The sequence below is a fragment of the Saccharopolyspora antiqui genome (genome assembly GCF_052246905.1).
GTDB lineage: Bacteria > Actinomycetota > Actinomycetes > Mycobacteriales > Pseudonocardiaceae > Saccharopolyspora.
Genome location: NZ_JBQQBO010000020.1, coordinates 13,503 through 27,446, shown reverse-complemented (window position 1 = coordinate 27,446; position 13,944 = coordinate 13,503). Strand labels below are relative to the sequence as shown.

Below are 13,944 nucleotides of genomic sequence, written 5' to 3'. Positions count from 1 at the left end.
ATGGCACTTGCCCGGCGGCCACGCTTGTTCGGGGAAGGACGGGCGATTTCGCGCGAACACCCCACCCGCTCCCCACCGGAAGAGGCGGATTTTGCTCGCTAAATCGCCAACTCCGCCGAGCAGGCGGCTCAGCGCAGCGCGGCCGCCCGCTGCGCGGGCTTGGCGGCGGGTGCGATGTCGGCGCCTCGGCTGCCGCCGCAGGGACCCGCCGTGCTCCAGTCGGGATCGACGTCCCGGCAGTAACCGGCGGCCTGCTGCGCCTGCACCATCTCCGCGACATCGGCCAACAGCCGCTTCGCGTCGTAGACGATGCCGTTGCGGATCGTCCACTGCACGCCGCCGATGCGGGCGATGTCGCCGGTCTCCGCGTCGAGCCGGGGCGTGCCGGTGCCGTACAGCGTTTTCAGGTCCTCCAGCGGGTTCGCGCCGACGATGGCCAGATCCGCCAGCAGCCCCTCCTCGACCAGACCGAACTCCGGCTTCGCCCCGGTGGGCTCGGCCAGCGTCAACGCGGTGTTGTAGGTCATCGCCTCGATCGCTTCCAGCGGCGTCAGGCCCGCTTCGCGCAGCATCTCCAGCTCGTTGATGTTGGCGAACCCGTAGAGGTTGTAGATGAAGCCCGGATCGGTGCCGCCTGCGATGCGGCCACCGATCGACTTGTAGTCGTGGATGAGCTGCATGTACTGCTGGTAGAAGCGCTTCCAGCTCACCTCGTCCTCGGTCCGCCAGTCGTAGTAGAACGAACCGTGCGCCTCGGGGCTGGGCTCCCAGAAGTTCCACAGCGACGGCAGCGCGAAACGCGGATGCCACTCCAGACCGCGGACCCGCAGCAGGTCGCGCCCGGCCAAGTAGACGCCGAAGGTGGGGCCGAACGTCACGCCGTTGTCCAGTTGCTCCGCCAGGTAGGACCGCCACTGGGGTGAGCCCGGTGGGAAGGTGTAGTTGATGACCTCGGCCACCGCGCGCCAGCGGGACGCCTCGTTCTCGTAGTCGTAGCCCGGTGGTTTGGGGTGCTCCCGGCCTTCCTTGAGCAGCGCCTCGAAGTGGCCGTAGAAGTGCGTCACCGTGCCGAGGCCCAGCCGACCGGTTTCCAGCGCGTTGAGCTGCGGGTAGATCGGCGGCGAGTGGTGCATGGTGGTGCCCAACCCGTGCTGCCCGGCGGCGGTGATCGCGGCCTCGATCTCCGGGCGTCCGTAGGGCCCTTCGCCGAAGAACTTGATCCCGTTGACGCCGTGCCCAGCGGCCCACGCCACCCAGCGACGCGCCTCATCCGGCGAATCGACCGGGCCGTCGGCCCAACCACTGCCCGGCGTCTGGTAGTTGACGATGCGCGGCGCCACGATCTCGTTGCGCTCGCTGCGCTGCTGGTCCGAAACGGCATCGTCGTTGTCTGCGAGGGAAACGCCCCGAACGGTCGTGACGCCGTGACCCAGCCACAACTTGTACGCGTACGTCCTCGGGGTATCGCCCGTCCCGGTGTGGGTGTGCTCGTCGACCAGACCGGGCAGCAGCCACATGCCCGTCGCGTCGATCTCGTGCTCGGCATCGTGCGGCGGCCGGTCCGGTGCCAACGCCTGCGACGGTGCACCCGCCGGGATGATCTGCTGGATCCGGTTGCCGTGGATGACGACGTCCACCGGCCCGCGCACCGCGCCACCGGTCCCGACGATCACGTTGACCCCGCGGATCACGAGTTTCTCGAACGGGCCCTGGCCTTCTCCCGGACCGCGGGGTGGAGTGGGCGAATCCGCTGGCACCAGCGCGCTCGCGTTGGCCAACTTCGGCGTCAGTCCCACCAAACCGGCTGCGGCACCAGCGGATCGCAGCAACGACCGTCTGCTCAGGTCCATGTGGACACTCCTCGACGTCGGTGAACCCGTTCTTCGATTGTCGATCTCTGGCAGATTACGGACGTTCCGAACACACCAGCAAGCCATCCGGCCCTGCACCGGATACGACATTCGCCCGACCAGCGGTCGTGATCGCACACCCGCGACGGAGCGGACCGCACGTCGGTGCACCACAAATCGACGAGGGTGAGGGGCACCCGTGACCCAGTTACTTGGTCACGGGTGCCCCTCACCCCTCATCCGAATGGGTTCGTAGCCGTCGGATCGGAGCCCGGCCATTCAGGGCCGTCGGGGATCGCGGGTGGGTTTGCGCAGTGCGTGGCCCGGTAGCGCGTCGGTGCGGCGGCCTTCGTCGATCACCGGCACGCCGTTGACCAGGACGTAAGGGATGCCTGCGGGCTGCTGGCGGGGCTGGTCGAACGTCGCGGTGTCGGCGACGGTGTCCGGGTCGAATAGCACCAGGTCGGCGGCGAATCCCGGGCGAATCCGGCCTCGATCGGTCAGGCCCAGCCGGTCGGCCGCGCGAGCGGTCATGTGCTGGACGCACTCCGCCAGCCCGAGGACCCCGAGTTCGCGCACGTAATGCCCCAGATAACGGGGAAAAGTGCCCCACGCGCGCGGATGCGGTCGGTTGCCGACCAGCAATCCGTCGCTGCCTGCGGTGTGCGTCCGGTGGCGCATGATGGCCCGCACGTTGTCCTCGTGACCGATGTGCATCAGGCACGAGCTGCCGAGCTCTTCGGACACCAGCACGTCGAAGTAGAACTCGGTCGGCTGCCGTCCGGCGGCGCGGGCGGATTCGGCGACGCTGCGGCCCACCAGGTGAGCGTTGTCGGGCCGCCGCACCCCGTTGATCTCGATGGTGTCCCAGTCGACCGGCACGCCGTGGCAGCCGTCGGACCCCTCTTCTTCCATGACAGCGCGAATTCGGCTGCGCTGTGCCGGATCCCGCAAGCGCCCCAGGGTGGCTGCCACCCCACCTGCCATCGCCCAACTGGGCAGTAGCGCGTGCAGCGAGGTGCTACCCGGCAGGTACGGATAGGTGTCCAAGGTGATGTCGCAGCCCCCCGCCAACGCGGTGTCCAACATGGACAGCAGATCCACGGCCCTGCCCCGGTTGACGTTGAAGTTCATGGTGGCGTGCGCCAGGTGCAGCGGGCAGCCGGAGGTTCTGCTGACCTCGATCATCTCCGCGTACGCCGCCAGCGCACCAGCGCCGTAGCTGCGGTGGTGCGGGCTGTAATACCCGCCGCGCGCGGCGACCACCGCGCAGAGCGCGGCGAGCTCACCGGTGTCGGCGTACATGCCGGGGGTGTAGGTCAGCCCGGAGGACATGCCGAAGGCGCCTTCGTCCAGCGACCGCGCCAGCACCTCGCGCATCCGGTCGAGCTCGGCATCCGTCGCCCGCCGGTCCTCGTAACCCACGCAGAGCAGTCGAAGAGTGCCCTGCGGCACCAGGTAAGCGGCGTTGGCGGCGATACCGCCGTCGAGCCGGTCGAGGTATTCGGCAACGCTGCGCCAGTTCCAGTCGAAGCCCGGCGGGTCGTCGTTCCAGCCCGCGAGTTGGGTGCGCAGCGTGGCCAGCGTGGCGTCGTCCACCGGCGCGTAGGACAGCCCGTCCTGGCCGATGACCTCCAGCGTCACGCCCTGCGACACCTTCGCGGTGTGCTCGGGCTCGGCCAGGACCTGCAGGTCGGAGTGCGCGTGCATGTCGATGAACCCAGGCGCCACCACAAGACCATCGGCCTCGATCACCCGTCGTCCCACCAACCGCCCAGCCCCAGCGATCTGGCCGATGCGCCCCCGAACAACCCCAACATCAGCCCGATACCCAGGACCCCCATCCCCATCAACAATCAAACCCCCACGCACCACCAAGTCCATCCCGAACCCTCCCCGGTGTGATCGTTTCGAGGTGAAGGGCACCTTTGGCCGACTATGCCGGTCAAAGGTGCCCTTCACTCACCACCCTGCTGGGTGTCGAGACCGCCTCGACGCGCGGGTTCGGGCTAGAAGAAGGTGCGCACCAGGTCGATCACCGCGTCGCCGTCGACCACCGGGATCAGGGGCCACTTGTCGAACACCGTGCAGGGGTGGGAAAGGCCGAAGCCCATCCAGTCGCCGATCTGCGGATCGGCGTCCCGCACGGTCAGGAACGCGTGCTGGTCGGCCAGCGACGTCACCTGGCAGGAACCGGCGGCCAACTCCCGGATGGTGCCGTCAGCCCCCCGGATCACCTGCGGTTCCGGCAGATCCTGGTCGAAGGAGACGTCCCGGCGGCCCATGGTCAGCAGTGCCAGGCTCGGTTCGGGCCGCGAGGTGACCTGCGCCCACATCCGCATCGCTGGCTGGAACGGTGGCTCCGAACCGGCCAGCCGGTGCTCCCGGCTGAAGGGCGAGCGGACCCGGTAGAAACCGTCGTCGTGCAGCAGGTATCCGCCGCTGCGCAGCACCGGCACGACCGGCAACCCGGCTGGCCACGGCTCGACGAAGGCCTCGGCGACCTGGTCGAAGTACGCGCTGCCGCCGCAGGTGACGATCACTTCGTCCAGCCCCGAGAAGTGCCCGGCCTCGGCCAGTTCCGCGACCAGTTCCCGCAACCGCCGCAGATAATCGTCCACAGTGGAAATCGCCCGCTCGCTGACATCGCGCGCCACCGCGCCCTCGTAGCCGCCGACCCCGACCAGCCGCAGCATCGGGCTGTGCAGCACGGCGTCGGCGATCTCGCGGGCCTCAGCGGTCGTGCGCGCACCGGTTCGGGCGCCGTCGTTGCCGAGCTCGACCAGCACGTCGATCTGCCGGGACGCGCCGTGCCGGGCCAGTGCCTCGGCCATCAGCTGCACCCCGCGCACCGAGTCCGCGAAGCAGCTGAAGGAGAACTGCGGGTCGGCGTCGAGCTCGTCGGCCAGCCACGCCAACCCGTTGGGGTCCACCAGCTGGTTGGCCAGCAGGATCCGCGCGACGCCGAACGCGCGGTACACCCGCAGCTGGCTGGTGTTGGCCGCGGTGATGCCCCAACAGCCGTGCTCCAGCTGCCGTTCGAACAACCGAGGGGCCATCGTCGTCTTGCCGTGCGGCGCGAGTTGCAGGCCGTGCGCGGCGCACCAGTCCGCCATGGTCCGCAGGTTGTGCCGCAGCGCGGCATCGTCGAGCACCAGCAGCGGGCCGACGAAACCCGCGTCGAACAGCGTCGGGCGCTGCTTGAGGAAGTCACCGACGGTGCTGCCGAAGGCATCGGACGGCATGCCTTTGAAACGCCAGTCGATGCGCTCGTCGTGCAGCGAGCGCACCGCCGCGGTATTGATCCCCAGCGCCGACACCAAGGCCTCCAATTGCGTAAAATGCAACATTTATTGCGTAGCGTGCTCGCTAGGTTAAGTACCATCGAGCGTCGCAGCGCGTCAACGGACGGAGCCGCCGGTGAGTCAGAGCTTGGAACGCGGTCTGATCGTGCTGACCGCGCTGGCCGCCGGACCGCAGACGCTCGACCAACTCGCCCAGCGCTTGGGCGTGCACAAATCCACCGCGATGCGCCTGCTGCGCACCCTCGAAGCGGGCCGCTTCGTGCGCCGCGAGGACGTGCACCACTACCGCCTCGGCAGCGCCCTGTTCGACCTGGCGCACCAGGCCCTGGAGGATCTCGACGTGCGGGGCGTGGCCCGGCCGCACCTGGTCGAGCTGGGGGAGATCAGCGGGCACACCGTGCACCTGGCGACCCTGGAGGACGACCAGGTCGTGTACATCGACAAGGTGGACAGCAAGCATCCGGTGCGGATGTACTCCCGGATCGGCCGCCGCGCGCCGGTGCACTGCACGGCAGTCGGCAAGGCGCTGGTCGCCGAACTGCCGTCACGCCAGCGCCGCCAGTTCGCGCAACAGCTCAGCTATCCCGAGCTGACCGCCAACACGATCGACTCCGCCGAGCGGTTCCTGGCCGAACTGGACCGGGCGCGCGTCCAGGGCTACGCGGTCGACCGCGGCGAACACGAGGACTTCATCCACTGCGTCGGAGCACCGATCCGCAACCACCGCGGCGAAGTCGTCGCGGCCATGTCCCTGTCGGTGCCCAAGGTACTGCTGGACTTCGACGGGCTGCTGCGGCTCGTCGACGACGTGCTGCGCGCCGCCGGTGCGGTATCCGCCGAACTGGGGTGGCAGCCGGAAACCCCGCAACGAAAGGAAGTCTGATGGCCAGGACCGTGGTCAGCACCGACAAGGCCCCGAAACCGCCCGCGAACATCCCGCTGTCGCAGGGCATCCGCAAGGGCAACATCCTGCAGGTCGCGGGCCAGACGGCCGTGGACCCGGCGACCGGCGCGGTGGTGGCGGGCGGCGTCGCGGAGCAGACCGAGCAGGTGCTGCGCAACGTCATCGCGATCCTGGCGGCCGAGGGCGGCTCCCTGGACGACGTGCTGATGCTGCGGGTGTACCTCACCGACACCGCGCACTTCGCGGAGATGAACGACACCTACGCCCGCGTGATCGGCGAACCATTCCCAGCCCGCACCACCGTCTACGTCGGCCTACCCGCAGGCCTCCTCGTCGAAATCGACGCCCTCGCCGTCCTCGGCGACTGATCTTCGGCGAGGTGAAGGGCACCTTTCGCCAACTAAGTTGGTAAAAGGTGCCCATCACTGTTCACTCGTACGGGTTGAGTTCAATCGCGGCGGCCGGTGACGGCGATGGACAGGCCCAGGCCGATCATGGCGAAACCGCCGACGCGCTGGACGATCGACAGTCGACGCGGTGCGCTGGCGATCCAGTCGCGAGCGGTGGCCGCGAACAGGCCCCAGGCGCTATCCGAGACCAGTGCGATGGCGATCGGGATAAGCCCGAGCAACAGCAGCTGCACCGACACGCTGCCCAGCGCGGGATCGACGAACTGCGGCACCACCGCGGTGAAGAAGATGAACGTCTTCGGGTTCGCCACGCCCACCACGACGCCTTCTCGCAACGTCCGCAGGTTGCCGAGGGGCGGCGACTGTTCGGGCAGCTCCGCGGCCAGCGCCCGACTGCTGCGCAGCGCCTTGATGCCCAGGTAGATCAGGTACACCGCGCCCGCGACTTTGATCACGGTGAACGCCACCGCCGACTGCGCCACCACAGCACCCAGGCCCAGAGCTACCGCGGCGCAGACCAGATAGCACCCGATGGCGTTGCCGACGACGCTGGTCAGCGCGATGCGCCTGCCGTGAGCCAGGGCACGGCCCACCACGAACAGCACGCTCGGCCCAGGCATTGCGATTAGCACCAGCGAAATCGTGGCGAACACCAGCAACCGATCAACGGACACCATTGAGCGCACCTCCGAGGCCAGCCTGACAAGTCCGCGCACCGAGCACCAATGGATTTCGATGCGGTGCCGCGGCCGGATCAGTAGACGGGGCCGGTGTACTTCTCGCCCGGCCCCTGGCCCGGTGCGTCCGGGTGGGTCGAGGCCTCGCGGAACGCGCGCTGCAGGGTTTGCAGGCCGTCGCGGATCGGGCCCGCATGCGGTCCCAGGTATTCGACGGACGCGGTGACCAGCCCGGCCAGCGCTGTGATCAGCCGTCGCGCCTCGTCCAGGTCGCGTTCCGCGGCGGTGTCCGGGTCGTCGGCGGCCAGCCCGAGCTTCTCCGCAGCCGCTGACATCAGCATGACCGCCGCCCGGCTGATGACCTCGACGCTGGGAACATCGGCGAGCTCGCGGACGTTGAAACCCATGTCTGCATCGTGCGCCGGTTCACCGGCCGAGCGCTCGGAAGCGTCGGTCAGGGACGTGGTTGGCTGCGGTTCGCTCACGCCTGCTACCCTGACACGCGTGACCAGCCCCTGCGTATGCGGGGCGGCAAAGTGGAGTCCCGCTCCCACCCGAGTAGCCGCCACAGGTTTCCGGGTTCCGGTCCTGCTGGCGGCGTGAGCCGCCGGTGGCACGAACGGTATTGCGGTACCGGTTCGATCGGTTTGGAGTCAGGGTCCCGCGGTCCGCGCAGGCGGAAACCGGCGGGACCTCTGCATTCCGGGGTGAGCTCTACGCGCCGCGGTGTAGTCAGCCACAGCCATCGAACCGAGGAGGGCCCATCAGCTCCGAGACGCGCATCAATGACCGCATCCGGGTTCCGGAGGTCCGGTTGGTCGGACCGAACGGGGAACAGGTCGGGATCGTCCGCATCGAGGACGCGCTCCGGCTTGCCCAGGAAGCGGATCTGGACCTTGTCGAGGTCGCCCCGCAGGCGCGCCCGCCGGTCTGCAAGCTCATGGACTACGGCAAGTTCAAGTACGAGAGCGCGCAGAAGGCTCGCGAATCGCGTCGCAACCAGCAGCAGACCGTCATCAAGGAGCAGAAGCTCCGGCCGAAGATCGACCCGCACGACTACGAGACGAAGAAGGGCCACGTGTCCCGCTTCCTCAACCAGGGTCACAAGGTCAAGGTGACGATCATGTTCCGCGGTCGTGAGCAGTCGCGTCCCGAGTTGGGCTTCCGCCTGCTGCAGCGACTGGCAGATGACGTTTCCGACCTGGGGTTCATCGAGGCGAACCCGAAGCAGGACGGTCGGAACATGATCATGGTTCTTGCGCCGCACAAGACGAACAAGACCAAGCCCAAGGCGAACGCGTCGTAAGACACGGCTCGGGTGCGGGTGTCCCGCACCAATCCTGTCGCCAGGGCTCGTGATGTGACGCCGGGCGGGACGGCCCCCGCCCGGCATCAGTACGAAACGAGGACGAGAAGATGCCGAAGTTCAAGACCCACAAGGGCACCGCGAAGCGCATCAAGGTGACCGGTACGGGCAAGTTGCGGCGCGAGCAGGCCGGTCGTCGGCACATCCTGGAGAAGAAGTCCAGCCGTGTGACCCGTCGACTTGAGGGCACCGAAGAGGTGGCCAAGGCCGACGTCAAGCGCATCAAACGACTGCTGGGTCGCTGAGTCGATCTTGCTGCCCCCGAACGGACCGCAGCAGGACAGCAACGCAGTTCCAGCCACCCGCACGGGCGGTCTCCCGCCCCCGATGAGATAACAGGACGGACCCCGTGGCACGCGTCAAGCGGGCAGTCAACGCCCAGAAGAAGCGCCGCACCATTCTTGAGTCGGCCCGCGGCTACCGCGGTCAGCGCTCCCGGCTGTACCGCAAGGCCAAGGAGCAGATGCTCCACTCGATGACCTACGCCTACCGCGACCGGCGGGCCCGCAAGGGTGACTTCCGGAAGCTGTGGATCACCCGCATCAACGCCGCGACCCGGCAGCACGGAATGAGCTACAACCGCTTCGTGTGCGGCCTGAAGGCCGCTGAGGTCGAGGTCGACCGCAAGATCCTCGCCGAGCTCGCGGTCAACGACCCGCAGGCCTTCGCCGCGCTGGTCGAGGTGGCGCGCAAGAACCTGCCGGAGAGTGCGGCCTGATCGCCGAACGCACCTCTGCCGCATCGCGACCCGGGACGACTGCTCCGCTGACGGAGCGATCGTCCCGGGTCGCGGTCGCTCGCAAGCTCACCCGCCGCGCCGGGCGGGAGAAGGCGGGGGCCTTCCTCGCCGAAGGCGCCCAGGCCGTCGGTGAGGCGCTGGCCGCGCAGGCCGCCGGTGCGCTGCGGGTGCGCGAGGTGTTCGCCACCGAGCAACCGCGGCACGCCGAGCTCGTGGCGCGGGCTGGTGCGCAGTCAGTGCCGGTGCACCCGGTGACCGAGCGGGCCGCGGCGTCGCTGTCGGAGACCGTGACCCCGCAGGGCCTGATCGCGGTGTGCGACCTGCCCGACACCGGGTTGGCTGCCGCGCTGGCCGAACGGCCCGTGCTGGTCGCCGTGCTGGTCGACGTGGCCGATCCGGGCAACGCCGGAACCGTGGTCCGGGTCGCCGATGCGGCCGGAGCCGGTGCTGTGCTGTTCGCCGGTGACACCGTCGACGCCTACAACGGCAAAGCGGTGCGGGCCTCCACCGGCAGCCTCTTCCACCTGCCCATCGCACGGGACCGCGACGTCACCACCGTGCTCGCCGCCTGCCGCGCGGCCGGGCTCCGGCTGGTAGGTGCTGACGGCTACGCCGCCGACGACCTCGACACGGCCGACCGCCGCGGCGAACTCACCGCGCCCACGGCGTGGGTGTTCGGCGGCGAAGCGCACGGCCTGCCCGAACAGGTCAAGTCCGAGCTGGACACCACCCTGCGGGTGCCGCTGTACGGCCGCGCGGAAAGCCTCAACCTGGCCACCGCCGCAGCGGTCTGCCTCTACGCCTCCGCCCGCGCCCAGCACCGCTAGACGCGTGGACCTGCGGTCATCGACAGGGTCGACCGAGCAAAACGGCTTCGGGGTAAAACGGCCCCGGCTGGGGTCTGCCGGATCTCGGCGTGATCGGGTCGGGGCCGTCGCATAGACTCTAAGGGCCAGCTTGCGGCTTGAGTCGTATGCCAACGCGCAGGTTCGCCGCCCTCCTGGGCAACGGACCCAGGAATCGGGCACTGATGCCTGTCGGATCAACGGGAGTCACGCACTAACGATGTCTGCAGCCAACGACTCGTACGACCCGAAAGAGGTCGCCGCGCTGTCGCCGGAGACGCTGGACCGGGCGGTGGTCGAGGCCAGCAAAGCCTTCGCCGCGGCCACCGACCTCGATGCGCTGGCCGCCGTCAAGCCCGCGCACCTCGGCGACCGCTCGCCGCTGCTGACCGCGCGCCGGGAGATCGGCGCACTGCCGCCGAAGGCGCGATCCGAGGCGGGCAAACGCGTCAACCAGGCCCGCGAGGCGATCCAGAACGCCTTCGACGAGCGCCGCGCCGCGTTGCAGGCCGACCGCGACGAGCGGGTGCTGCGCGACGAGACGGTCGACGTGACGCTGCCGTGGGACCGCGTACCTGCCGGGGCCCGGCACCCGATGACGCAGGTCATCGAGCGGGTCGAGGACACCTTCGTGGCGATGGGCTGGGAGGTCGCCGAAGGGCCCGAGCTGGAGACCGAGTGGTTCAACTTCGACGCGTTGAACTTCGGCAAGGACCACCCGGCGCGCAGCATGCAGGACACCTTCTACGTGGGGCCGGAGAATTCCGGGCTGGTGCTGCGCACCCACACCTCGCCGTCGCAGGTCCGCGCGCTGCTGGACCGCGACCTGCCGGTGTACGTGGTCTGCCCTGGCCGCACCTTCCGCACCGACGAGCTGGACGCCACCCACACCCCGGTGTTCCACCAGGTCGAGGGCCTTGCGGTCGACAAGGGCCTGACCATGGCGCACCTCAAGGGCACCCTGGACGCGTTCGCCCGCTCGATGTTCGGACCGGACTCCAAGACCCGGCTGCGGCCGTCGTTCTTCCCGTTCACCGAGCCGTCGGCCGAGATGGACATCTGGTTCCCGGAGAAGAAGGGCGGGGCCGGCTGGGTCGAATGGGGCGGCTGCGGCATGGTCAACCCGAACGTGCTGCGCGCCTGCGGCGTCGACCCCGAGGTCTACACCGGTTTCGCGTTCGGCATGGGGCTGGAGCGCACGCTGCAGTTCCGCAACGGCATCCCGGACATGCGCGACATGGTCGAAGGCGACGTCCGGTTCACCCTGCCGTTCGGCATCTGATGCCCACCGACACCACCCACCTGAACGAGAGAAGGGCCTGACCAAGTGCGGATTCCGGTTTCCTGGTTGGCCGAGCATCTTGAGCTGCCCGAGGAGACGACCGCGGAGACGCTGGCCGAAGCGTTCGTCCGGATCGGGTTGGAGGTCGAGGAGGTCACCCACCTGACCCAGGTGCGCGGGCCGCTCGTGACCGGCCGTGTCGTCGAGATCGAGGAACTCGCCGAGTTCAAGAAGCCGATCCGGTACTGCCAGGTCGAGGTCGGCGAGACCGAGTCCGGCGAGCGGAAGATGCAGGGCATCATCTGCGGTGCCAGCAACTTCCAGGAAGGCGACCTGGTCGTGGTCGCGTTGCCGGGCACCGTGCTGCCCGGCGACTTCGAGATCACCGCGCGCAAGACCTACGGCAAGGTCAGCGAGGGCATGATCTGCTCGGCCAAGGAGCTGGGCATCGGTGAGGACCACGACGGCATCCTGGTGCTGCCGCCCAGCTCGGCCGATCCCGGCGACGACGCAGTCGCGCTGGTGGGCTTGGACGACTCGGTCATCGAGCTGTCCATCACCCCGGACCGCGGCTACTGCTTCTCGGTGCGCGGCTTGGCCCGCGAGCTGTCCAACGCGCTGGAACTGCCCTTCGGCGACCCGGGCCTGCGGCCTGTTCCGGCCGACGACCGGCCGTCCCGGAAGGTGGAACTGCGCGACCCGGACGTCTGCTCGCGGTTCGTGTTCCGCCGGGTCACCGGCGTCGACCCGACCGCGCCCAGCCCGTGGTGGATGCGCCGCCGCCTGGCGCTGGCCGGGATCCGCTCCATCTCGCTGGCCGTGGACATCACCAACTACGTGATGCTCGAACTCGGCCAGCCGCTGCACGCCTTCGACGCCGCGAAGCTGACCGGCGACCTGGTGGTGCGCCGCGCCGAGCCGGGCGAGAAGCTGACCACGCTGGACGGCCTGTCCCGCGAGCTGGACCCGGACGACATCGTGATCAGCGACGAGACCGGTCCGGTGTCGCTGGCTGGCGTGATGGGCGGGGAAAGCACCGAGATCAGCCACCACACGCACGACGTGCTGCTGGAGGCGGCGAACTGGGATCCGGCCAGCATCGCCCGCACGATCCGCAGGCACAAGTTGCCCAGCGAAGCGGGCAAGCGCTTCGAGCGGTCGGTGGACCCGGCGATCGCCGCGGTGGCCACCGAGCTGGCCGCGCAGCTGCTGGTCCGCTACGGCGACGGCACCATCGCACCGGGCCGCACCGATGTGGGCGAGCCGAAGCCGCCCGCGCCCGTGACCATGCCGCTGGCGCTGCCGGACAAGATCGCCGGGGTGAACTACGAGCGCGGTGTGACCGCCCGGCGGCTGAGCCAGATCGGCTGCCGCATCGAGGTGAGCACCTCCGACGAAGGCGTCGGCCTGGTCACCGCGACTCCGCCGACCTGGCGACCCGACCTGCTGCAGCCCGCCGACCTGGTGGAGGAGGTGCTGCGCCTGGAGGGCTACCACACGATCCCCTCGGTGCTGCCCGCCGCGCCACCCGGACGGGGGCTCACCGCCGCGCAGCGCCGCAAGCGCGCCGTGTCGCGGGCGCTCGCGGGTGAGGGCTACGTCGAGGTGCTGCCGTTCCCGTTCGTCGGCAAGGCGATGCTGGACGCATTCGGACTCGCCGAGGACGACCCGCGGCGGCGCACCATGTCGGTGCTCAACGCGCTGGAGAACGACCGGTCGCTGCTGACCACCACGCTGCTGACCGGCCTGGCGGAATCCATGCAGCGCAACGTCTTCCGTGGCCAGCGCGACCTCGCGCTGTTCCACATCGGGCAGGTCGTGCAGCCCGCGGAGAACCAGCCCCCGGTGCCCGAGGTCGGCGTCTCCCGGCGGCCCACCGACGAGGAGATCGCCGCGCTGCACGCCGCGCTGCCAGCGCAGCCGACGCACGTCGCCGCGCTGCTGGGCGGCCAGCGCGAGCAGCCCGGCTGGTGGGGCAAGGGCCGCGAAGTGAGCTGGGCGGATGCGGTCCAGGCAGCGCGCGTGGTGGCGTCGGCCGCTGGGGTGGAGCTGACCGTGCACTCGACCGAGTTCGTCCCGTGGCACCCGGGGCGCTGCGCGCAGTTGAAGGTCGGCGACACCGTGGTCGGCCACGCCGGTGAGCTGCACCCGAAGGTCGTCGAAGCGGTCGGTCTGCCGAAGCGGACCTGCGCGATGGAACTCGACCTGGACGCCCTGCCGCTGTCCGAGCGCCGCCCGGCACCGCAGATCTCGCCCTACCCACCGGTGTTGATGGACATCGCGCTGGTGGTGGATGACAGCGTGGCCGCGGCCGACCTGATCGAGGTGGTCCGCGCCGGTGGCGGCGACCTTCTGGAGAACGTGCGGCTGTTCGACGTCTACGCCGGGGAGCAGCTCGGCGAAGGCAAGAAGTCGCTGGCCATGGCCCTGAGCTTCCGCGCCCCGGACCGGACCCTCAAGCAGGAGGAAGCCACCGAGGCCCGCGACGCCGCGGTCCAAGCCGCCACCGAAAGCCTCGGCGCAACCCTCCGCACCTGACCCACCACCGCGGGTCACACGATCAGGG

Annotated in this window: 13 protein-coding genes; 8 read left to right on the top strand and 5 right to left on the bottom strand. The window is 69.4% G+C overall.

What is annotated here, in order from left to right:
* Positions 1-128 precede the first annotated feature (128 nt).
* From ACTWQN_RS27115 to ACTWQN_RS27105, 3 genes are all read right to left on the bottom strand, one after another.
* Entirely contained in the window at positions 129-1,850 is a 1,722-nt protein-coding gene (locus ACTWQN_RS27115; RefSeq protein WP_443206407.1) for an amidohydrolase family protein, read from the bottom strand.
* Between the two features lie 279 nt (positions 1,851-2,129).
* A complete protein-coding gene (locus ACTWQN_RS27110) occupies positions 2,130-3,734 on the bottom strand; it encodes an N-acyl-D-amino-acid deacylase family protein (protein ID WP_443206406.1) in 1,605 nt (534 codons plus the stop codon).
* A 125-nt stretch (positions 3,735-3,859) separates the two neighbouring features.
* A complete protein-coding gene (locus tag ACTWQN_RS27105) occupies positions 3,860-5,200 on the bottom strand; it encodes an amino acid deaminase (protein WP_443206405.1) in 1,341 nt (446 codons plus the stop codon).
* A gap of 70 nt (positions 5,201-5,270) precedes the next feature.
* Here ACTWQN_RS27105 and ACTWQN_RS27100 point away from each other — a divergent pair, with 70 nt between their 5' ends.
* Positions 5,271-6,038 carry an IclR family transcriptional regulator gene (locus ACTWQN_RS27100; protein ID WP_443206404.1) on the top strand — a complete coding sequence of 256 codons (768 nt, stop codon included), beginning with the start codon at positions 5,271-5,273 and terminating at the stop codon, positions 6,036-6,038.
* Positions 6,038-6,427 (top strand): RidA family protein, encoded by a 390-nt coding sequence (locus ACTWQN_RS27095; RefSeq protein WP_443206403.1) that lies wholly within the window; start codon positions 6,038-6,040, stop codon positions 6,425-6,427. The genes ACTWQN_RS27100 and ACTWQN_RS27095 overlap by 1 nt, the downstream gene beginning before the upstream one ends.
* 80 nt (positions 6,428-6,507) lie before the next feature.
* Here the strand turns inward: ACTWQN_RS27095 and ACTWQN_RS27090 are convergent, their stop codons facing one another.
* Positions 6,508-7,146 (bottom strand): LysE family translocator, encoded by a 639-nt coding sequence (locus tag ACTWQN_RS27090; protein ID WP_443206402.1) that lies wholly within the window; start codon positions 7,144-7,146, stop codon positions 6,508-6,510.
* 77 nt (positions 7,147-7,223) lie between these two features.
* Positions 7,224-7,553, bottom strand: coding sequence for a DUF1844 domain-containing protein (locus ACTWQN_RS27085; protein ID WP_443206401.1), 330 nt, complete (start codon positions 7,551-7,553; stop codon positions 7,224-7,226).
* A gap of 356 nt (positions 7,554-7,909) precedes the next feature.
* On the opposite strand from ACTWQN_RS27085, the gene infC reads away from it, so the two are divergent.
* From infC to pheT, 6 genes are all read left to right on the top strand, one after another.
* Complete coding sequence (gene infC / locus ACTWQN_RS27080) at positions 7,910-8,452, top strand: translation initiation factor IF-3 (RefSeq protein ID WP_443206500.1); 543 nt, start codon at positions 7,910-7,912, stop codon at positions 8,450-8,452.
* Positions 8,453-8,562: 110 nt separating this feature from the next.
* A complete protein-coding gene (gene rpmI / locus ACTWQN_RS27075) occupies positions 8,563-8,757 on the top strand; it encodes a 50S ribosomal protein L35 (protein ID WP_443206400.1) in 195 nt (64 codons plus the stop codon).
* Positions 8,758-8,861: 104 nt separating this feature from the next.
* Entirely contained in the window at positions 8,862-9,230 is a 369-nt protein-coding gene (gene rplT / locus ACTWQN_RS27070; protein WP_443206399.1) for a 50S ribosomal protein L20, read from the top strand.
* Positions 9,230-10,078, top strand: a complete 849-nt coding sequence (locus ACTWQN_RS27065; RefSeq protein WP_443206499.1) for a TrmH family RNA methyltransferase — start codon at positions 9,230-9,232, stop codon at positions 10,076-10,078. Before rplT ends, ACTWQN_RS27065 begins: the two co-directional genes overlap by 1 nt.
* Before the next feature lie 238 nt (positions 10,079-10,316).
* A complete protein-coding gene (gene pheS / locus ACTWQN_RS27060) occupies positions 10,317-11,378 on the top strand; it encodes a phenylalanine--tRNA ligase subunit alpha (protein ID WP_443206398.1) in 1,062 nt (353 codons plus the stop codon).
* Positions 11,379-11,423: 45 nt separating this feature from the next.
* Entirely contained in the window at positions 11,424-13,916 is a 2,493-nt protein-coding gene (gene pheT, locus ACTWQN_RS27055; RefSeq protein ID WP_443206397.1) for a phenylalanine--tRNA ligase subunit beta, read from the top strand.
* Positions 13,917-13,944: the final 28 nt, after the last annotated feature.